Genomic DNA, 19,498 nt, shown 5'->3' on the forward strand with positions numbered 1-19,498 from the left:
GGGGCGATCAGCTGCGCGTGCGGGCCTTGCGGCGTGAACGTCGCCCCTTCTTCGCGGACGAGCCGACGCTCGAGAGGTACTTCTCGTGGGACTTGTGGTACGTGCTCTCGTACCCGTAGCCATAGGCGTAGCCGCCGCCGCGCTGGGAGCGCGCAACGCCGTTCATGACGACGCCCAGCAGATGCGCGTCCACTGCGGCGAGATTCTCCACAGCCGCCTCCAGGTGGTCCTTGCGGGTCCGCCCCTGACGCACCACGAGCACAGTCCCGTCCACGGCCGTGGCCAGGAGCGAGCCGTCCGTGACGGGCAGCAGGGGAGGGGAGTCGACGATGACGAAGAAGTCCTCCGATGCCAGCTCCAACAGGGCCCGCATGCGCTTCGAGCCCAGCAGCTCCGACGGGTTCGGGGGCGTCCGGCCGGCGGGGAGCAGCGTGAGGTTCGGGATTCCGGTGGCCGCGAGGGCGTCGTCCGGCTGCACCTCACCGGCCAGCACCTCGGACAGGCCCACGTCGCCTGCCACCTGGAAGAGGTCGTGCTGCCGGGGCCGCCGCAGGTCGGCGTCCACCACGAGGACCCGTTCGCCGGCCAGGGCCAGGGCGCGGGCCAGGTTCGATGCGACGGTCGACTTGCCCTCGGAGGGGTCCGCGCTCGTGAACGAGACGACGCGGGGCGGCTCGTCGACGGAGACGAACTTGAGGTTGGTGCGCAGCGCCCGGATGGCCTCGCCGGCCCGGGGGTCGAGGTCCATGGCCTCCTCGCCCGTGCGTGTCAGGGACTCGTTCTCCGGGACGGCGCCGATCACGCCGGTGCCGGTGATCTCCTTCACGTCGGCGCGGCTGCGCACCTTCACATCGAGGAGACGACGGAGCACCGCGATGGCGAGTCCCGCACCCAGTCCGGCCACGACGCCCACGAGGACGTTGCGCCGGGTGTCAGGGCTCACGGGAGCAGAGGGCACGCGGGCGTCCGACAGGGGCACGACCTCCAGGGGGCTGTTCCTGTCCACCTCCGCCGCCACGTCCGCCGTCGCCTGCAGGGCGCTGTTCGCGAGCTGCGCGGCGGTCTCGGGATCCGTCGAGGTGGCGGTCACCTTGATCATGCTGGACCCGGGGACGAGCGCCGCGGAGAGCGAGTCGTCGTCGTCCTGCCCCGTGTCCTGTGCCACGCGTTCACGCACGGCCTGGCTGTTGATCAGGGCGACGTAGGCCTGAGCCCGGCTCTCGGCGGGCCCGTCGCCGGCGATGAGGCTCTGATCCGTGCTCCGCGCGGCGAGGAGCCCCTGAGATTCGGACGCGTAGATCCGGGGCTGCAGTGCGGAGTAGCCCCAGCCCAGCAGACCCCCCACGAGGGCGGCCGCCAGGAGCAGGAGGAGGTTGGCGCGCAGCAGGCGGAAGAAGTCGACGATCGTCACGGAGCACCTCGGGGGTCATGGACGGGGATGCACGGGCCGTTGTGGCCAGGAAACGCACGGGTCCACGGTACCAAGACCCACCGTACGGTCTGAGGGCCCGGGGACGACGCCCGCCACCGCGCTACGCTGAGCCGCGTATCGCCCGGCGTCCATGAAAGGTTCCGCACCATGCGCTCGAGCACGCCCCATAACCGGACGGCTGCCCGCGCTATGGGGGCCGTCGCGCCACCCGAGGCCCGGCCAGCCAGGCGCCACGCCTCGCTCGGCCTCGTCCCGGACGGTCAGGCCGCGTGGACCCGCTCTCCGTGGAACCCGCTGGTCACGTCGGCCTCACCGCGGCTGTTCGAGGCCGTGCTGGCCACCGGCCTGGTGGTGGAGGCGTTCAGCGCTCCCGGCCTGCCGATCCCGTTCGCGGAGTTCTCCGCGTTCCTTCTGCTGCTCCTGGCCTCGTTCCGGCAGCCCCGCCGGGACCTCTCCCAGTACGGCGTGCTGGCCCTCGGCGCACTGGCCCTGGTGGCGTATCTCGTCGCGGTGACCGTGCACAACGACCTTGACCCCACGCGTCGGGCCACCAGGATCACGCTCCTGATCCTGCTGATCTACGCCATCGCCAGCGAGCGGATCGACATCAAGGGCGTCCTCTACGGGATGACGGCCGGAGCACTGATCAACGTGCCCCTCTTCTACGCGGGCCTGGCCCCGGACACCTACGGCGGGTACCTCACCGGGTTCCTGGGGGACAAGAACGTCTCCGGCCTCTTCTACGCGCTCCTGCCCGTGCTGCTCGTGGCCACCCTGCAGCGCATGGGCCCGAAGCTCCTCGTGCTGGGCGCCGGCTCCGCCCTGACCTTCCTCACCGGCTCGCGGACCTCGATGGCCGCGCTGTTCTGCGCGGTCGCGTGGATCCTCGTGAGCCCCTACCTGGGGCGGGCCCTCCGTATCGCACTGGTGGTGGTCATGGGCTGGTTCGTCAGCTGGGCCGAGGAGAACCTGGCCGACCTCGGCATCTTCGGCGACCGCACGGGCACGGACTGGTTCCGGGCGCAGATCCAGGCGGCGTCCGTGGAGAAGGTGGCGGAGACGTCCTTCTTCGGCCAGGGCCTCTCCACGGCATTCGTGGACCTGGACCACGTGTCCATGTTCTTCCACAACTCCTATCTGGGTCTCCTGGTCGAGGGCGGCTGGCCGTTCCTGATCGTGGTGGTCGGCGCCTACCTCTGGCTGTGCCTGCGGCCCTTCGCCCGGACGCACCGCTCGCCTTCGCGTGTCGCCGTCGAAGCGGCCGCCCTCATCATCCTCGTGGCCTCGCTTCAGCTGGGGGAGGTGTTCATCACGATCTTCGGCGCCATCGTGCTCGGTTGCGGACTCCTGCTGAGCGCCCAGGAGGACGAGGAGGACCATGGCGCCCCCGCGAAGGACCGGGCCCACCGCCGCAAGCTGGACCGCATCATCGAGCGGTCCCGACGCGCGGGCCGCTGAACGCGCCGAGCACCACCGGTGCTATCCTGTCCGGGTTGCCCAGGCGAGGGAGCGTGCGCTCCGTGATCGACGAGGCCGCCGCCGCGCGTCAGCATGCTGACCCGTTGCGGCACTGAAGCCCCCTCCTGGCCGCATCCCGCGCCGCCCCCGGCTGCGCGGCCGAGACCCCCACAGGAGGACGCATCATGTCTGACCAGCTCAAGATCAAGGTCACCCGCCGCACCGACTTCGGCAAGGGCGCGGCCCGCCAGGCCCGCCGTGCCGGCCTGATCCCCGCCGTCGTCTACGGCCACGGCCAGGAGCCCGTGCACCTGCTGCTGCCGGCCCAGGAGACCACCCTGGCCGTCCGCAACCCCAACGCCCTGCTCACCGTCGTGAACGAGGCCGGCGAGGAGCACCTGGTCCTGCCCAAGGACATCCAGCGCCACGCCATCAAGGACACCGTGGAGCACCTGGACCTCATCGAGGTCCGCCGCGGCGAGAAGGTCATCGTCGAGGTCACCGTGCATGTCGAGGGCGAGGTCGCCGCCGGCACCGAGTACGTGCTGGACTACGTCACCGTGCCGGTCGAGGCCGACGCCACCGACCTGCCCGAGGCCGTCACCATCTCCGTCGAGGGCCGCGAGGCCGGCGACCACGTGTACGCCCCGGACGTGCAGGTCCCGGCCGGCGCCACCCTGCAGCTCGAGGACGACATCGTCATCGCCACCGTCAACGAGGTCGTCGAGCAGGACCTCGGCGACGAGTCCGTGCAGGAGGAGCAGGCCGCCGAGTCTGCCGAGGGCGAGTCCGAGGGCTCCGAGGACTGATCACGCCATGACGACGGGGACCACGCTCATCGTCGGGCTCGGCAATCCCGGGCCCGAGTACGAGCGCACCCGTCACAACGTCGGCCAGATGGTGGCGGATGAGCTCGCCTCCCGCATGGGGGTCGGGTTCACCCGCCACCGGGCCGGCGCCGTGGTGGCCACGGGTCGCCTCGGCATCGGGGGACCGCGGGTCGTGCTCGCGAAGTCCACCGGCTACATGAACGTCTCCGGACGCCCCGTCTCCGCGCTGGCGTCCTTCTACGGGATCGGCCCCGAGGACCTCGTGGTGGTCCATGACGAGCTGGACATCCCGTTCGACACCCTGCGCCTCAAGCGCGGCGGGGGAGAGGGCGGCCACAACGGCCTGAAGTCCATCACCGCCTCGCTCGGCACCAAGGACTACGCCCGCGTGCGCGTCGGCATCGGCCGGCCCCCGGGCCGCATGGACGTGGCCGACTTCGTGCTGCGCCCCTTCACCAAGCCCGAGCAGGACGTCCTGCCCCTGCACGTGGACCGTGCGGCGGACGCCGTCGAGAAGCTCGTCACGGACGGGCTCGAGCCCGCCCAGCAGGCGTTCCACTGACCTCCCGCCCCGCGACATCCTCGACGGGGGTGCAGCCCCACGCTCAGGGGGTCGGGGTCACGGCACGGGCCAGGGCATCCGCGATGGTCTCCAGCGCGGGATCCATGATCCGGATCATCTCCGCGTACCCCTCCACCGGTCCGCGGAACGGGTCCACGACGTCGAGGGGCTGGGCGGTCGACCGCGCGAGGGCCCGGTGGCGGGCCGCCTCCGCCGCGAAGGCACGCACTCCTCGGCCCGCGGGGATCCAGTCCCGTCCGTCCCGCGCGTCCAAGATGCGGACCAGCGCTGCGAGCTCCAGTACGGTGAACACCCGCGCGACGGCCTGCGGCACCTCCCGCAGCGCGAAGCGCATGTGCTCCTGAGCCGCCGCCAACACGAGATCCGCCTCCGCGACCATGAACGGCTGCAACGCGGCGGGCCGATGGTCCGCGAGGCCGGCGACACCGGCCTCGGCGCCGAGCCGCACGAGCGGCGGGGGCACCGTCAGGGCCTGGTTCGGCTGGGAGCCGGCGCTGCCGACCTCCACCCGGCCGGGGACCAGAGCCGCCAGCCGTCCCTGCAGGGCCCGGCTCGCATAGGCCGATCGGCACACGTTGCCGGTGCACACGATGAGCACGGCGTCCGGCGAGGGGAGGGCCCGGCGCCCCCGCCGGGCAGGCGGAGACGGGCTCGTCGGCGCCGGGCGACGGGGGAACGAGATCAACCGCGCGCTGCTCCGCCGTCACGCTCGAGCCACGAGGACAGCGCCCGGGCCTGACGATCGACGACCTTGCCGACCATCGGCTCGGCCTTCGCGGCGAGCTTCGAGCCCACCAGCGGAATCCGGCAGACGAGGGTGCCGTCCACGGAGAACTGGGAACCCTCACCGGCGGCGGTCAGGCGGAGGGCGCCGTCCGCCGTCGCCTTGGCGGAGGGCACGGTGATGGTGGTGGTGCCGGCGCGGGAGCCGTCCGCGGCGGGCGCGTCCCAGCGCTCCACCTGCTCCACCTGGAGGGCGGAGCCGATGAGCTTGCGGGCCATGTCCGGGACACGGTCCGGGATGCGGTCCGCGGGCAGGGAGCGCACGGCGGTGACGGTCATCGGGCCCTCCGGGGAGCCCTCCACGGAGAACGAGACCAGGGAGCCGCCGAAGGACTCGACCACGGAACGGTGGAAGTCCTCGGACGCCAGGGCGGCTGCCACGGCCGACGGCGGGTGCGGGATGGACTGCTGAGCGGAAAAGGCCACGGTGTCTCCTCGGGGTCAAGTCGGACCGCGCCCGGCGGGCCATGAGAGGGCCGGCACCGGTTCGCCGACGGCGATGGGCGTCCATCCCTCACCTTATATGCTGGCCTCCGCGAGCCGGGTCCCGTGCACGGCGCCGGGACCGGCCGCGCGACCCCTCGTGAACCCCCTGGAAGGTGTGTCCGCCATGTCGACACTCTGGGCCGTGGCCCTCATCATGCTCCTGAGCGGGACGGCGAAGCTCCGTTCCGGCGAGGACGTGCAGGCCACGTTCACCCGACTCAGGGTGCCCCGCCCGTTCGCGGCCCCCGCCCTGGCGCGCGCGTTCCCCTGGCTCGAGCTGCTGCTCGCCGCCGCCCTCCTGCAGCCCTTCACCCTGCTGCGTCCCGTCGTCGGCCTGGTGGCCGTGGCCCTCTTCGCCGCCTTCCTCGCGCTCGTGGTCCGGGCCCAGGACGACGGCGTCTCGTGCGGCTGCTTCGGCGAGGCCTCGGCCGCCCCGATCTCCCGCACCACCGTGGTCCGCAACGTCGTCTTCCTGGCCCTCGCCGTCCTGGCCCTGGCCGAGGGGATCGTCTCGCTGGCGGTGCACGGCGCGGGCCTGGCCTGGCAGCCGCTCACCGCCTTCGGCGCCGGGGCGTGGGCGTGGGCCCTGCTCGTGTCCGTGCTGCTCGCGACCGCCGCGTTCCTGGCCGGGCGCGAGTCCGTCCCGGCCGCACCCGACGCCGCCCCGGCGACGCCCACGCCCGAGGCCCCGGCCGCCGTCGACCCGGCCGACGGCGCCGAGCCCGAACGCCACCCGTTCCCGGACGCCGTCGTGGTCGCGGACGGCGAGTACACCGGTCTGCACCGGCTGGTCGCGGACGGGGCCGTGGTGGCCCTGCGCCTGTCCACGGGGTGCGGCTCCTGCGCGCGGGTGATCGAACGGCTGGACGAGTTCACGGACGCACTCGGGCCGGTCCGGCTGCGGGTCCTCATGCCCCAGCACACCCCCGGCGCCGACGGGGCGATCCACAGCGGCGCCGTCGACGCGTCGCTCGTGCTCGCCGACCCGGCCGGCGCCGCCTCGCAGGCCCTCGGTCTGCACTCGTTCCCCACCGCGGTGCTGCTCGGCACGGACCGGCTCACCGCCGGCGGCCCGGTGGGCGGCGCCGACGACGTCCTCGCCTTCCTCGAAGAGATCCGGGAGATCATGACCACCGAACTGCCCGCCGCCACGGACGGCTCCACCGCCACCCCGGAGGTCCACGCATGAGCGCAGTTGTATAAGAGACAGTCCTCGCCCCGCTGCTGCCGCGCCTGCGCGCCGAACGCGCCATCGAGGCGGCCGCCGCCTCCGCCTCCCGACCGCTCGAGGCCCGGGGCGTCGAGCTGGAGATCGGCCTGCCCGACGGCGCCCGCGCGCCCCTGCTGACCGTCCTCGCCGAGGCGCTGGCCGAGGGCCACGGCGAGCGCGCCGCCGTCCTCGTGGTCACCGCGACCACCCGCGAGGCCGAGGACCTCGTGACCGACCTGGCCGCCTGGGCCCCCGCCGGCGCCGCCGCGCTGTTCCCGTCCTGGGAGACGCTGCCGCACGAGCGCCTGTCCCCGCGCTCGGACACCGTGGGCGCACGCCTGGCCGTGCTGCGCCGCCTCGCCCACCCGGAGGAGCACGCGGAGGGCCCGCTGCGCGTCGTCGTCGCCCCCGTGCGCGCCGTGCTGCAGCCCCTCGTGGCCGGGCTCGGCGAGCTGAGCCCGGTGACCCTGCGGACGGGGGAGGAACGGGACTTCGACGGCGTGGTGGCCGCGCTCGCGGACGCCGCCTACTCGCGCGTGGACATGGTCAGCCGACGCGGCGAGTTCGCCGTGCGCGGCGGGCTGATCGACGTGTTCCCGCCCACCGAGGACTACCCCGTGCGCATCGAGTTCTTCGGCGACGAGGTGGAGCAGATGCGCTGGTTCTCCGTGGCGGACCAGCGCTCCCTCGAGGACACCACGGAGGACGGCTCGGGCCACCCCTCCGAGTTGTACGCGCCCCCGTGCCGCGAACTGCTCATCACAGACCACGTGCGCCGGCGCGCGAAGGAGCTGATCCCGGCCATGCCCGCCGCCGCGGACATGCTGGACCGGATCGCCGAGGGCGTGGCCGTGGAGGGCATGGAGTCCCTCTCCCCGCTGCTGGCCGAGGCCATGACGTCGTTGCCCCGCATGCTGCCCACCGGCTCGCTGACCGTCCTCGTGGAGCCCGAGCGCCTGCGCGGCCGCGCCGACGACCTGCTGGCCACCAACGAGGAATTCCTCCAGGCCGCGTGGGCCGGCGCCGCGCAGGGCGCGGTCGCCCCGGTGGACGTGGCCGGGGCGGACCAGTCCGCCGCGGGTGGCTTCCTCACGGTGGCCGAACTCCGCGCGGCCGCACTCGAGCAGGACCAGGGGTTCTGGTCCGTCACCGCGCTGGTCTCGGACGCCGAGCTGCTGCCCGACGCCGCCACCCTGCGCGCCACCCTCGGCGTCGCGCAGACCTTCTCGGGCGACATCGAGGCCATGGTCGCGCACACCCGCGTCCGGCTCGCGGAGGGGTGGCATGCCGTGGTCCTCACCGACGGCCCCGGCTCCGCCCGCCGTCTCGCCGAGCTCAACGCGGAGGCCGGCCTCACGGCCTCCGTGGTGGACGGGCCCCTGCCCGCCGACCTCGCCCCGGGGCGGGTCTCCATCGCGACAGCGCCCGTCGGCTCCGGCTTCACGATCCCGGACGCGCAGATCGCCCTGATCACGGAGCACGACCTCTTCGGCCGGCACCGCACCGCGGGCACGCGCGCCCCCGGGGCGCGGCTGGCCCGGAAGCGGCGCAACGCCGTCGACCCGCTGACCCTGCAGCCCGGCGACCACGTGGTGCACTCCCAGCACGGCATCGCCCGCTTCGTGGAGCTGCAGCGCCGCAAGGTCACCGGCGGCCCGCGCACCGCCCCCGGCGCCGAGGAGTCCTACCGCGAGTACCTCGTGCTCGAGTACGCGCCCTCGAAGCGCGGCGCCCCGGGCGACCGGCTGTTCGTGCCCACCGACCAGCTCGACCTGATCTCCACCTACGTGGGCGGGGAGACGCCGTCGCTGTCCAAGATGGGCGGCTCGGACTGGGCGCAGACCAAGTCCAAGGCCAAGCGCGCCACCCGCGAGATCGCCGGCGAGCTCATCCGCCTGTACTCGGCCCGCATGGCCTCGCGCGGCCACGCGTTCGCCCCGGACACCCCGTGGCAGGGCGAGCTGGAGGAGGCCTTCCCGTTCATCGAGACGCCGGACCAGCTGACCACCATCGAGGACGTCAAGAAGGACATGGAGGCGGCCGTTCCCATGGACCGGCTCGTCTCCGGCGACGTCGGCTTCGGCAAGACCGAGGTGGCCGTGCGCGCCGCGTTCAAGGCGGTGCAGGACGGCAAGCAGGTGGCCGTCCTCGTCCCGACGACGCTGCTCGCCCGCCAGCACCACCAGACGTTCTCCGACCGGTTCGCCGGCTTCCCCGTGAAGGTGGCCGCGCTCTCCCGGTTCCAGACCGCCAAGGAGTCCAAGGAGGTCATCGAGGGGCTCGCGCACGGCGAGGTGGACGTGGTGATCGGCACCCACCGGCTGCTCTCCGACCAGGTGCAGTTCAAGGACCTGGGCCTGGTGATCGTGGACGAGGAGCAGCGCTTCGGCGTCGAGCACAAGGAGGCGCTGAAGAAGATGCGCACCAACGTGGACGTGCTCGCCATGTCCGCCACGCCCATCCCGCGCACCCTCGAGATGTCCCTCACCGGCATCCGCGAGACCTCCACGCTGGCCACCGCCCCGGAGGAGCGCCACCCCGTGCTCACCTCGGTGGGCCCGTACTCGGACCAGCAGGTCACCGCGGCCATCCGCCGCGAGCTGATGCGTGAGGGCCAGGTGTTCTACGTGCACAACCGCGTCACCACCATCGACAAGGTGGCCAAGCGCATCGCCGAGCTGGTGCCGGAGGCGAGGATCGCCGTCGCCCACGGCAAGATGAGCGAGGCCCGGCTCGAGCAGATCATGGTGGACTTCTGGGAGCGGAAGTTCGACGTGCTCGTCTCCACCACCATCATCGAGACCGGCCTGGACATCGCCAACGCCAACACCCTGATCGTGGAGGACGCCCATCGCTACGGCCTCTCCCAGCTGCACCAGCTGCGCGGCCGCGTGGGCCGTGGCCGCGAGCGGGCCTATGCGTACTTCCTGTACGACCCGCAGAAGCCCCTGGGCGAGGTGGCCCTCGAACGGCTCAAGGCCGTGGCCACCCACAACGAGCTCGGGGCGGGCATGCAGCTGGCCATGAAGGATCTCGAGATCCGCGGCGCCGGCAACCTGCTGGGCGGGGAGCAGTCCGGCCACATCGCCGGCGTGGGCTTCGACCTCTACCTGCGGATGGTGGGCGAGGCCGTGGCCGACTTCAAGGGCGAGGAGGACACCGCGCCCGCCGAGGTGAAGGTGGAGCTGCCGGTCAACGCCCACCTGCCGCACGACTACGTGCCGGGGGAGCGGCTGCGCCTCGAGATGTACCGCAACCTCGCCCAGGCCGCGGACGACGCCGCCGTGGACGCCGTGGTGGAGGAGCTCAAGGACCGCTACGGCCCGCTGCCGGAGCCGGTGGAGGCGCTCGTCGCCGTCGCCCGGTTCCGCAACCGGGCGCGAGCCGCGGGCGTCACCGAGGTCATGCTGCTGGGGCAGAACGTGAAGTTCGGCCCCGCCGCGGACCTGCCGGAGTCCCGCCAGATGCGCCTGACCCGCATGTACAAGGGCGCCCAGGTCAAGCCGGCCCTGAACGGCGTCCTCATCCCGCGGCCCAAGACCAAGCCGGTCATGGGTCAGGACCTCGTGGACGTCCCGCTGCTCGAGTGGGCGCAGCAGGTGGTCGACGCGATCTTCGCGCCGGAGGGCTGAGCCGGGTCAGGCCGTCCGCACGCGGTCGAGGACGCCGTGCGTCTCGAGCATCTCGAGGAAGGCATGGACGTCGGCCGCGACGTCGGCGGGAGCGAGGCCGAACGCCTCCGCCACCTGGACCGTGACGTCCGTCGTCGACAGCGGCACCGGCGGATCCGCGACCAGGTCGTCCCCCGGGGTGCGGCCGCCCACGAGGACGTCCCAGATCACGTCGCCCGAGGCGCCCAACAGCAGCGGCTGACCGGCCTCGAGCGTCATGACGGCGGCCTGGCCGCCGGCGGTGCGGGCCCACGCGATGTCGGGGGCGAGCGCCCAGCCCTCGGTGGTCTCACCGGTCACGGCGCACCGCCTTCGTCCAGGCCCAGCCGGCGAGCGCGCCGAGCCGGGCGCCCTGCTCGCGCCACAGGTCCGCGCGGGTGACCGGCCGGCCCAGGCGCATCTGCAGATGGGGGCGGTTCACCGGGATCGTGCGCGCCACGAGGGCGGCCCGCTCCCGCACCGTGGCGGCCGACCGCCACCGGGTGCGGAACAGCTCAAGACCGCTCTGGCTCTCGTGCAGCGCCGCGAAGAGGGTCAGCTGCCGGGTGTCGACGCCGTCGGCGGCCTCGCCCGTGGCGACGTGCCAGGCCGCACCCGCGTCCAGCCGGTGGGCTTCTTCGCGCAGGGCGGCCCAGCTCTCGGCGGGGAGGGACTCCCGGATGTGCCGGACGTCGAGGCCACCGCGGAACGGGTCGCGGGCCGCGTGGACGATCACGACGAGCCGCTGATGGCGCGGGCTCGGCACCGGGACAGACCGGCCGGCGATCACGAGGTGGATGTGCTCGCTCCACAGGGCGTCGAAGGCCGCCTCGGGGGACGCGCCGAGGCCGGGGAAGAGCCGATGCACGTCCACGTACCCCAGCTGGTCATGCCAGAGCGTGGCCGCGTGCTGGAAGATCGACCCTTCCGAGAAGTCAGCGACCGGTTCCCAGGCGTGGGCGTGCAGGAGCTCGATGACGGCGGTGGCATCGGCCGGATGGACCAGCAGGTCCACGTCCGAACTGCGGCGGTGCTCCGGGTAGACGCCGGGCTCCGTGGCGTAGCCCTTGACGTGCAGGCCGCGAATGCCGACCCGGTCCAGCAGATGCGTGATGCGGGCGTGGGCGAGGCGGACGCGGACCTCGAGGTCCAGGGACGGCGGGGCGGCCGGTCGCTGTCCCGTCGCTCGTTCTCCCATGGCCGCGAGCTTAGTCGACCCAAAGGAGGCCCGGCGGTGACTGTGCCGGATGCCCGGTGCAAAGTTAAAGGGGGTTCAGGTGGATTCGTGGACTGACGGCGCGAGACCCGCACGCTCCCGGGTGCTCCGTGTTGACGTGCCATCCATGAACGCGTGGCAGGACTCGCGATGAGCTGCGCGACCTGTCTAGATCCACCTGCAGAGTTCCATTCTCATGTTCACCGAGCATGCCGTTCCCCGCGATCGTCCCCCTGCCGCAGGGCATCCCAGACCTGGACTGGTTGCGCTAATGGGCGCGGATCGCGGGCTTCATCGGTCTTGTTGACTGCATCGCCCGCGGTCGGCTCAGTCGCCGCTCGCTCTGGTGCGGACGCGGCGGTGGAAGGTGGCCCCGCTCGTCACCGCCGCGGTGTGCGTCTTCCTCACGGGCCCTGCACCTCCATGGCGGGCTTGGCGTGCGCCGTCCTGTGGCTCTGGTCGACACCGCAGATGGGGGTGGCGTCGTGCTCGTCCTCGCCATCCTCGGCGCCTACGCATTCTTAGGCTGCGCCTGTCCTCCCCCCGGCTGCGCACCCCTGCGCGTGGCAGTGGAGGCGGCCCCGTCCCCGGTCTCTGACGCCGGCCGGTCAGGCGCCCGTCGGCTCCTCGTCCACGACGTCCCCGTCGAGGGCCCGGGCGATCTCCCACGCCAGCAGCTCGACGATCGGCTGCGCGGTCTGCGCCATCGCGGCGTAGCCCTCGGCGGGGCCGCGGAAGGGGTCCGGCAGATCCGCGTCCGGCCGCTCCCCGTGGGCGATCAGGCGGGAGCGCAGCTCCGCCAGGGCCGTCACGAGCGCGGTGACGCCGGCGCCCGGAGGGACCGCCGCGGCGAGCTCCTCGCCGTGGTCGCGCAGGAGGGTGCCCATGCCGAGGATCGTGAAGGTCCGGCGCACCGCCGCGGGGTCCTCGCGCAGCACCTCGTCCAGGTGGTCGTCCGTCGCGGTCAGGACGAGGTCCTGGTCGGCCAGCGAACGCCCGGTCAGCTGCTGCGGTCGATGCTGCGTCAACGCGGCGCGGACTCGGCGGCTCGGTGCGAGGTCGAGCAGCGGACCCGGGACGGTCAGCGCCTGGTTCGGTTCCGTGCCCGCGCTCGTGACCTCCGCGCGGCCCCGGTCACCGAGCAGGGCGTTGAGCTGCGCCTGCAGCGCGTACTCCACATAGGCGGAGCGGCAGATGTTGCCCGTGCACACGACGAGGACGCGGGCGCTCGGCAGGGGGCCGGGGACACGGTCGGCCGGTGCGGCAGGCGAGGCCGGCTCAGCGGCCGCGGCGGTCGCGGGAGCCACCGCGCGCTCGGCCGGCGTCGCACGCTGCCGCGGCGCGGCGGGGTCGGCCGGGTGGGGGAGGAACGCCGGGCCGAGCCGGAACTCGGCGAGGCGATCCTCCCGCGCCGTGGAGGCCGCCGGGGCGCCGGCGTCGCCGCCGTCACCCGCCGGGTGGCCGCCGTCGCGGGTCGGCACCTTGGGCTCCTCCGGCGTCGACGGCAGGAACGGATTGCGGATCGGGGGGCGATGATCCCGGCTCATGGTTGTGTCCTCTCCGAGGCGGTCGTGACGCGCGGCAGCGCGGACGTGACGGGGTGCGGGGGCTCCACGCGTCGCAGGCGGTGCACCGGGTGCCAGCGGCGGCGCGCCCCCGTGAACGGCTTGGACAGGGGGGTGGCGAGCAGGGCGAGGCCTGCCAGCCAGCTGAGGGCGAGCGCGAGGGCGAACTTGACGGCGTTGTCCTCCACGCCGTGGCGCGTGACCCACATCAGCACCCAGCCGTGCAGCAGCACCACTACCGTGCCCGTCCGGACCAGGGCAGTGATGACGCGGCGCAGGGCCTGCCCCGTCCCGGTGCGTCGGGCGAAGGAGCGCAGCAGCCCCTCCACCGTGGAACCGAACACGAGCACCATCCCCGCGGACATCAGGACGCCCACGGCAGGGGTGAGCACCGGCGTGCCGAAGCCGCCGAACTTGATGTTGGGCGGCTCCAGGCCCAGCCGGACCGCGCCCAGCCCGAGCAGCACCAGGCCGACGCCGATGAGCGTCCGATGGCGCCGCACGTGCGGTTGGACGCGGCGGCGGAACGTCTCGCCGCTGAGGACGAACAGCAGGCATGGCAGGGCCAGCCCGACGCCCAGTGGCGTGCGGGCGATCGCGGAGTCCGGCACGAGGTGGGCCCACGCCAGCCCGGCCAGGCCCACGGCCCAGGCGACGGCGGACGGGAAGCGCTCGAGGAATCGGCGCAGCACCGTGGTGAAGAACAGGACGGAGATGAACCAGAACGCCCACCACGGGGGCTCCTGGTCCGCGCCCCCGTACCAGCCGGTGATCATCAGGCGCCGCAGGAGGTCGGGGTCGTCGGCGAACCACGCGAATGCGGCCACGGACATGAGCGCCGCCCACACCAGGTACGGCACCATCAGGCTCCGGAAGCGGCCCCACACGTCCGTGGCCCAGGGGCGGCCGCGCGTCCAGAAGTAGCCGGTGAGGAAGAAGAACAGCGGCATCCGCCAGATCTCCAGGTACCGGCTGAAGGTGAGGTCCGTCAGGTATGCGTGACCCAGCACCACCGCCGCGATGGAGACAAGCCGAAGGGCGTCCACCCCCGTGTTGCGGGTGGACGCCCTTCGGCGCGCGGCGGCCGGACGACCGGTGTCAGCGATCCTCGGCTCCGGGACGGCTCAGCGGTGCGCGGCGCCGGTCTCGACGGCGTGGGCGCCGGAGGCGGCGTGCTCGACGACGGGACGGGTGTGGATGGCGGTGGTGTCCACGGTGTCGCTGCGGCCCAGGAACGCCTTGGGGATCATGAAGGCCACAGTGGCCAGGGCCAGCGCGATCAGGCCGGGGATCCAGACCGACTCGAGCGACCAGAAGCCCATGGCGTAGAGGCAGCCGAGGAACGCGCCGAAGGCGACGATGAAGGCGATCAGGGAACCCCAGACGCCGCCCACGTTGGAGTGGTCGATGGCCTTGCCGTTGCGGATCACGTGATGCTCCTTCGGTGCGGTCCCGGCCGGGGCGGACGCCCGGCCGAAGTGATGCGAGTCAGTCGGATCCCAGGATAGCAAGCGCGGAGCTGGCCCCGATCCGGGTGGCGCCGGCCTCGATCATCGCCAGGGCGTCCGCGCGGGTGCGCACCCCGCCGGAGGCCTTCACGCCGATGCGCTCGCCCACGGTGCGGCGCATCAGCGCGACGTGCTCGACGGTGGCGCCCGCGGTGGAGAAGCCCGTGGAGGTCTTCACGAAGTCCGCCCCGGCCTCGACCGCGGCCTCGCAGGCCAGGACGATCGCGTCGTCGTCCAGCAGGGCGGTCTCCACGATCACCTTGAGCAGCGCCCCGCCGTCGCCTGCGGGGCCATCCGCGTGCGCGGCCTCGGCCACGGCGCGGACGTCCGCGACGAGCCGGTCGCGGTCCCCGGCGCGGGCCGCGGCGACGTCGAGGACCATGTCCACCTCGTCCGCGCCGGCGTCGATCGCCTGCCGGGCCTCGAAGGCCTTGACCTCCGAGGCGTTGGCGCCGAGGGGGAAGCCGATCACGGTGCAGGTCAGCACGTCCGAGCCCGCGAGCTCGGCGGCCACCAGCGGCACCCACACGGGGTTGATGCAGACGCTCTTGACCCCGGCCTCGCGGGACTCGGCCACGAGGCGGCGCACGTCCGCCTCCGAGGTGTCGGCCTTCAGGGCGGTCGCGTCGATGTACTTCGCCAGCTCGGCGGTGGTGAGGGAGACGGTCATGTCCGCCAGCCTACCGAGGCTCAGCCGCCCACGAGGGCCGTCACCTCGGCGCGCAGCGCCTCGAGCCGCTCGGCGGCCGCGGCCGGGTCGGCGTCCCGGGTGCCGAGGTAGCACTTGAGCTTCGGCTCGGTGCCGGAGGGGCGCACGAGGACGCGGGTGCCGGAGTCGGTGGCGAACAGCAGTGCGTCCGTCGGCGGCAGCCCGTCCCCGCCGGCGGCCAGGTCCCGGCGCACGGTGACCGGTTCCCCCGCGAGCGTGGCCGGCGCCTGCTGACGCAGGGCCGTCATGGTGCGGGCGATCAGGGACAGGTCCGCCACGCGGACCGAGACCTGGGCGCTGGGCATGGCGCCGGTGACCGCGTCGACGTCGGCCAGGGCGTCCATCAGGCCGCGTCCCTGCGCTGTGAGGGCGGCGGCCAGCTCCGCGGCCATGAGGGCGGCCGTGATGCCGTCCTTGTCCCGCACCATGTCCGGGTCCACGCAGTAGCCGAGGGCCTCCTCGTAGCCGAAGCCGAGGTCCGGGGCGCGGGAGATCCACTTGAAGCCGGTCAGCGTGACGTGGTGCCTCACCCCGTTCGCCTCCGCCAGGGCGGCCAGCTGCGGGGAGGAGACCACGGAGTTCGCGGCGCTGCGGCCGGCCGCGTGCAGGGCCGGCATCGCGTGCGCGCCCAGCAGCGTCCCGACGGCGTCGCCCGAGAGCATCCGCCACGTGCGGGCACCGTCCGCGTCGGTGACGGGCGCGGCCAGGGCCAGGCGGTCGGCGTCGGGGTCGTTGGCGATCACCAGGTCCGCGTCCACCTCGGCGGCCAGGGCGAGGGCGAGGTCCATCGCCCCCGGCTCCTCCGGGTTGGGGAACGCGACCGTGGGGAAGGCCGGGTCCGGGGCGGCCTGCTCGGCCACCACGTGGACGGGGCCGAAGCCGGCGTCCTCGAGCAGGCCCGGGACCACGGCGCCGCCCACCCCGTGCAGGGGCGTGTAGACCACGCGCAGGTCGCGGTGGCCGTGCCGGTCGTCGTCGAGCACGCCGAGGGCCGCCGCGCGGTAGGCCTCCAGCAGGTCCGGCCCGGCCACGGTCCAGCCGTCGTCGGCGAGCGGGATGTCTGCGGCCCACGCCGCGTGGTCGATGCGGGCGGCGATCTCCGCGTCCGCGGGGGAGACGATCTGCGCCCCGCGACCCGCCTCGTCCGTGAGCCGCCCGCCGAGGTAGACCTTGTAGCCGTTGTCCGCGGGCGGGTTGTGGCTGGCGGTGACCATCACGCCCGCGTCCGCGCTGAGATGGCGCACCGCGAAGGCGAGGACCGGCGTCGGCAGCGCCTCTGGCAGCAGGACGGTCTGCACGCCCGCGGCCGTCAGGACGGCGGCCGTGTCCGCGGCGAAGGCGGCCGAACCGCGCCGCGCGTCGTACCCGACGACGGCCAGCGGCGGGGCTGCGTCCCGTCCGACGCCGTCCCACAGGTGGGCGGCCAGACCCGCCGCGGTGCGGCGCACCACGAGCCGGTTCATGCGGGACTCGCCCGGGCCCTCCTCGGCGCGCAGGCCGGCGGTGCCGAAGGCGAGCGGCCCGGCGAAGCGGGCGGCGAGCGCCGCCCGGGCGGCCGCGGCCTCCGGGCCGACGCCGGCGGCCGCGTCGAGCTCGGCGCGCAGGGTGTCCCGGTGCGCGGGGTCGGGGTCCTCCGCCGCCCACCGCTCAGCCCGGGCGAGGACGTCCTCCGGGAGCGCGGCGACGTCGTCGTGCGGGGGATGCGCGGGCATCAGAGCCGCCCCACGATGTCCGCGAGCAGGCGCGCGATGCGCGGGCCGGCGGCCTGGCCGGCCTCGACGACCTCGGCGTGGGACAGCGGCGTCTCCGAGATGCCGGCGCCGAGGTTGGTCACCAGCGAGATGCCGAACACCTCCAGCCCGGCGTGACGGGCCGCGATCGCGTCCAGTGCCGTGGACATGCCGACGAGGTCGCCGCCGAGGGTGCGCGCCATCCGCACCTCGGCGGGGGTCTCGTACTGCGGGCCGGCGAACTGGACGTACACGCCCTCGCGCAGGGACGGGTCCACCTCACGGGCGATCGCGCGCAGCCGCGGCGAGTAGAGGTCGGTGAGGTCCACGAACGTGGCGCCGGCGAGCGGGGTGGCGCCGGTGAGGTTGATGTGGTCCGCGATCAGGACGGGGGTGCCCGGGGCGATCTCCGGGTCCAGCCCGCCACAGCCGTTGGTCAGCACCACGGTGCGCGCCCCGGCGGCGGCGGCGGTGCGGACGGTGTGCGCCACGGCCTGGGCGTCGCGGGACTCGTAGAAGTGCGTGCGCGAGCCGAAGACGAGGGCGTGCGTGCCGTCCGGCAGCCGGACCGAGCGGATCACCGCGTTGTGGCCGGGCACCTTCGGGGCGTGGAAGCCGGGCACCTCGGCCAGCGGCACGGCGGCGACCTCGTCGCCGATCAGGCCGGCGGCCTCGCCCCAGCCGGAGCCGAGGACGACGGCGACGCGGTGCTCCGCCACGCCCGTCGCCCGGGCGATGGTGTCGGCGGCCGCGCGGGCCTCGGCGAAGCCCGGATGGTCGCCGGTCAAGGGGGAGTCGGGGGAGGGGATGCTGGTCTGGTCGGTCACGTCGTGGAGTCTAGGCGGTGTCCCGTGGCCGCTGGCTAGGACTTTCCCGTCCGTGGCGGACACAATGGAGCCCGTGACCGAGGAAAACAGCACCTTCATCCCGTCCCTGACCATCATCGGCGGCGGCCCCGGCGGCTACGAGGCCGCCATGGTGGCCGCGAAGCTGGGCGCCCGCGTGACCCTGGTCGAGCGCCAGGGGTTGGGCGGCGCGGCCGTCCTCACGGACGTGGTCCCCTCCAAGACGCTGATCGCCGCCGCCGACTCGATGCGCCGCGTGGGCGCCTCCGTGGACCTGGGCGTCGACCTCGGCGGGGGCGACGTCCACGCGGACATGGGCCGGGTCGGCCACCGCATCCTGAACCTGGCCCACGAGCAGTCCTCGGACATCCGCGCGGGCCTCGAGCGGGTCGGCGTCCGGGTGATCGACGGCGTGGGCCGCGTCGTCGGCCCCCACGAGGTGTCCGTCCGCGCCCTCGACGACGCCGGCGCCGGCGCCGAGCCCGAGATCATCACCTCGGACGCGATCCTCGTGGCCGTCGGCGCGAGCCCGCGCGAGCTGCCCACCGCCGTCCCGGACGGCGAGCGGATCTTCAACTGGAAGCAGGTCTACAACCTCAAGGAGCTGCCCGAGCACCTGATCGTCGTCGGCTCCGGCGTCACCGGCGCCGAGTTCGCCTCGGCCTACAACCGCCTCGGCGCCAAGGTCACCCTCGTCTCCTCGCGCGACCGCGTGCTCCCCGGCGAGGACGCCGACGCCGCCGAGCTGCTCGAGAAGGTCTTCGAGGACAACGGCCTCAGGGTGGTCTCCCGCTCCCGGGCCGAGTCCGTCGAGCGGACCGAGACCGGCGTGCGCGTGCATCTCTCCGGCGAGGGCGCCGAGGACACCCCGTCGATCGAGGGCTCCCACGCGCTGGTGGCCGTCGGCGGCGTGCCGAACACGGCGGGCCTCGGCCTCGACGACGTGGGCGTGAAGCTGACCGGCTCCGGCCACGTGCTCGTGGACGGCGTCTCCCGCACGTCCGTGCCGAGCATCTACGCGGCGGGCGACTGCACGGGCAAGCTCGCCCTCGCCTCGGTGGCGGCCATGCAGGGGCGCATCGCCGTCGCCCACCTGCTCGGCGACGCCCTCAAGCCGCTGCGCCCGCACCTGCTGGCCTCGAACATCTTCACCTCGCCGGAGATCGCCACCGTGGGCGTCACGCAGGCGCAGGTGGACTCCGGCCAGTACCAGGCGGACGTGCTGCGCCTGGACTTCCACACCAACCCCCGCGCCAAGATGTCCGGCGCGGAGGAGGGGTTCGTGAAGATCTTCGCGCGACAGGGCTCCGGCACCGTGATCGGCGGCGTGGTGGTCTCGCCGCGCGCGTCCGAGCTGATCTACGCGCTCGCGCTCGCGGTCACGCACAAGCTGCACGTGGACGACCTCGCGGACACCTTCACCGTGTACCCGTCCATGTCCGGGTCGATCGCGGAGGCGGCGCGCCGCCTGCACGTGCGCATCTGACCCAGAG

17 protein-coding genes are annotated in these 19,498 nt (G+C 73.7%); 6 read left to right on the top strand and 11 right to left on the bottom strand.

The window, feature by feature from the left end; translation table 11 throughout:
- Positions 1–7 precede the first annotated feature (7 nt).
- Positions 8–1,411 (bottom strand): polysaccharide biosynthesis tyrosine autokinase, encoded by a 1,404-nt coding sequence (locus tag J1M39_RS12535; RefSeq protein ID WP_206496602.1) that lies wholly within the window; start codon positions 1,409–1,411, stop codon positions 8–10.
- Between the two features lie 168 nt (positions 1,412–1,579).
- Here J1M39_RS12535 and J1M39_RS06820 point away from each other — a divergent pair, with 168 nt between their 5' ends.
- From J1M39_RS06820 to pth, 3 genes are all read left to right on the top strand, one after another.
- Complete coding sequence (locus tag J1M39_RS06820; RefSeq protein ID WP_241253899.1) at positions 1,580–2,890, top strand: O-antigen ligase family protein; 1,311 nt, start codon at positions 1,580–1,582, stop codon at positions 2,888–2,890.
- A gap of 185 nt (positions 2,891–3,075) precedes the next feature.
- A complete protein-coding gene (locus tag J1M39_RS06825; protein ID WP_206496603.1) occupies positions 3,076–3,699 on the top strand; it encodes a 50S ribosomal protein L25/general stress protein Ctc in 624 nt (207 codons plus the stop codon).
- 7 nt (positions 3,700–3,706) lie between these two features.
- Positions 3,707–4,282: an aminoacyl-tRNA hydrolase gene (gene pth / locus J1M39_RS06830; protein ID WP_010079281.1), complete on the top strand. Its 576-nt coding sequence runs from the start codon at positions 3,707–3,709 to the stop codon at positions 4,280–4,282.
- A gap of 43 nt (positions 4,283–4,325) precedes the next feature.
- Here pth and J1M39_RS06835 read toward each other — a convergent pair whose 3' ends face one another.
- Complete coding sequence (locus J1M39_RS06835; protein WP_060973881.1) at positions 4,326–4,901, bottom strand: arsenate-mycothiol transferase ArsC; 576 nt, start codon at positions 4,899–4,901, stop codon at positions 4,326–4,328.
- Positions 4,902–4,984: 83 nt separating this feature from the next.
- Positions 4,985–5,512 (bottom strand): DUF2505 domain-containing protein, encoded by a 528-nt coding sequence (locus J1M39_RS06840; RefSeq protein WP_060973880.1) that lies wholly within the window; start codon positions 5,510–5,512, stop codon positions 4,985–4,987.
- A gap of 184 nt (positions 5,513–5,696) precedes the next feature.
- Here J1M39_RS06840 and J1M39_RS06845 point away from each other — a divergent pair, with 184 nt between their 5' ends.
- Positions 5,697–6,761: a MauE/DoxX family redox-associated membrane protein gene (locus J1M39_RS06845; protein WP_206496604.1), complete on the top strand. Its 1,065-nt coding sequence runs from the start codon at positions 5,697–5,699 to the stop codon at positions 6,759–6,761.
- Positions 6,762–6,793: 32 nt separating this feature from the next.
- A complete protein-coding gene (mfd, locus tag J1M39_RS06850) occupies positions 6,794–10,414 on the top strand; it encodes a transcription-repair coupling factor (RefSeq protein WP_206496621.1) in 3,621 nt (1,206 codons plus the stop codon).
- A gap of 6 nt (positions 10,415–10,420) precedes the next feature.
- Here mfd and J1M39_RS06855 read toward each other — a convergent pair whose 3' ends face one another.
- The 8 genes from J1M39_RS06855 to J1M39_RS06890 form a co-directional block, all read right to left on the bottom strand.
- Positions 10,421–10,753, bottom strand: a complete 333-nt coding sequence (locus tag J1M39_RS06855; protein ID WP_206496605.1) for a PqqD family protein — start codon at positions 10,751–10,753, stop codon at positions 10,421–10,423.
- A complete protein-coding gene (locus tag J1M39_RS06860; protein ID WP_206496606.1) occupies positions 10,743–11,630 on the bottom strand; it encodes a nucleotidyltransferase family protein in 888 nt (295 codons plus the stop codon). The genes J1M39_RS06855 and J1M39_RS06860 overlap by 11 nt, the downstream gene beginning before the upstream one ends.
- Before the next feature lie 626 nt (positions 11,631–12,256).
- Entirely contained in the window at positions 12,257–13,195 is a 939-nt protein-coding gene (locus J1M39_RS06865; RefSeq protein ID WP_095347202.1) for an arsenate-mycothiol transferase ArsC, read from the bottom strand.
- Entirely contained in the window at positions 13,192–14,259 is a 1,068-nt protein-coding gene (locus J1M39_RS06870; RefSeq protein WP_206496607.1) for an acyltransferase family protein, read from the bottom strand. The genes J1M39_RS06865 and J1M39_RS06870 overlap by 4 nt, the downstream gene beginning before the upstream one ends.
- Positions 14,260–14,337: 78 nt before the next feature.
- Positions 14,338–14,643: a hypothetical protein gene (locus J1M39_RS06875; RefSeq protein WP_036317357.1), complete on the bottom strand. Its 306-nt coding sequence runs from the start codon at positions 14,641–14,643 to the stop codon at positions 14,338–14,340.
- A 58-nt stretch (positions 14,644–14,701) separates the two neighbouring features.
- Complete coding sequence (deoC, locus tag J1M39_RS06880) at positions 14,702–15,391, bottom strand: deoxyribose-phosphate aldolase (RefSeq protein ID WP_036340586.1); 690 nt, start codon at positions 15,389–15,391, stop codon at positions 14,702–14,704.
- Between the two features lie 20 nt (positions 15,392–15,411).
- Positions 15,412–17,142, bottom strand: a complete 1,731-nt coding sequence (locus J1M39_RS06885) for a phospho-sugar mutase (protein WP_206496608.1) — start codon at positions 17,140–17,142, stop codon at positions 15,412–15,414.
- Positions 17,142–17,987 carry a purine-nucleoside phosphorylase gene (locus J1M39_RS06890; protein WP_002854392.1) on the bottom strand — a complete coding sequence of 282 codons (846 nt, stop codon included), beginning with the start codon at positions 17,985–17,987 and terminating at the stop codon, positions 17,142–17,144. The genes J1M39_RS06885 and J1M39_RS06890 overlap by 1 nt, the downstream gene beginning before the upstream one ends.
- Before the next feature lie 73 nt (positions 17,988–18,060).
- On the opposite strand from J1M39_RS06890, the gene J1M39_RS06895 reads away from it, so the two are divergent.
- Positions 18,061–19,491, top strand: a complete 1,431-nt coding sequence (locus tag J1M39_RS06895) for an NAD(P)H-quinone dehydrogenase (protein ID WP_446740323.1) — start codon at positions 18,061–18,063, stop codon at positions 19,489–19,491.
- The last annotated feature ends 7 nt before the right edge of the window (positions 19,492–19,498 follow it).

It is taken from the genome of Micrococcus sp. KRD077 (assembly GCF_017168505.1).
In the GTDB taxonomy this organism is placed as follows: Bacteria; Actinomycetota; Actinomycetes; order Actinomycetales; family Micrococcaceae; genus Micrococcus; species Micrococcus luteus.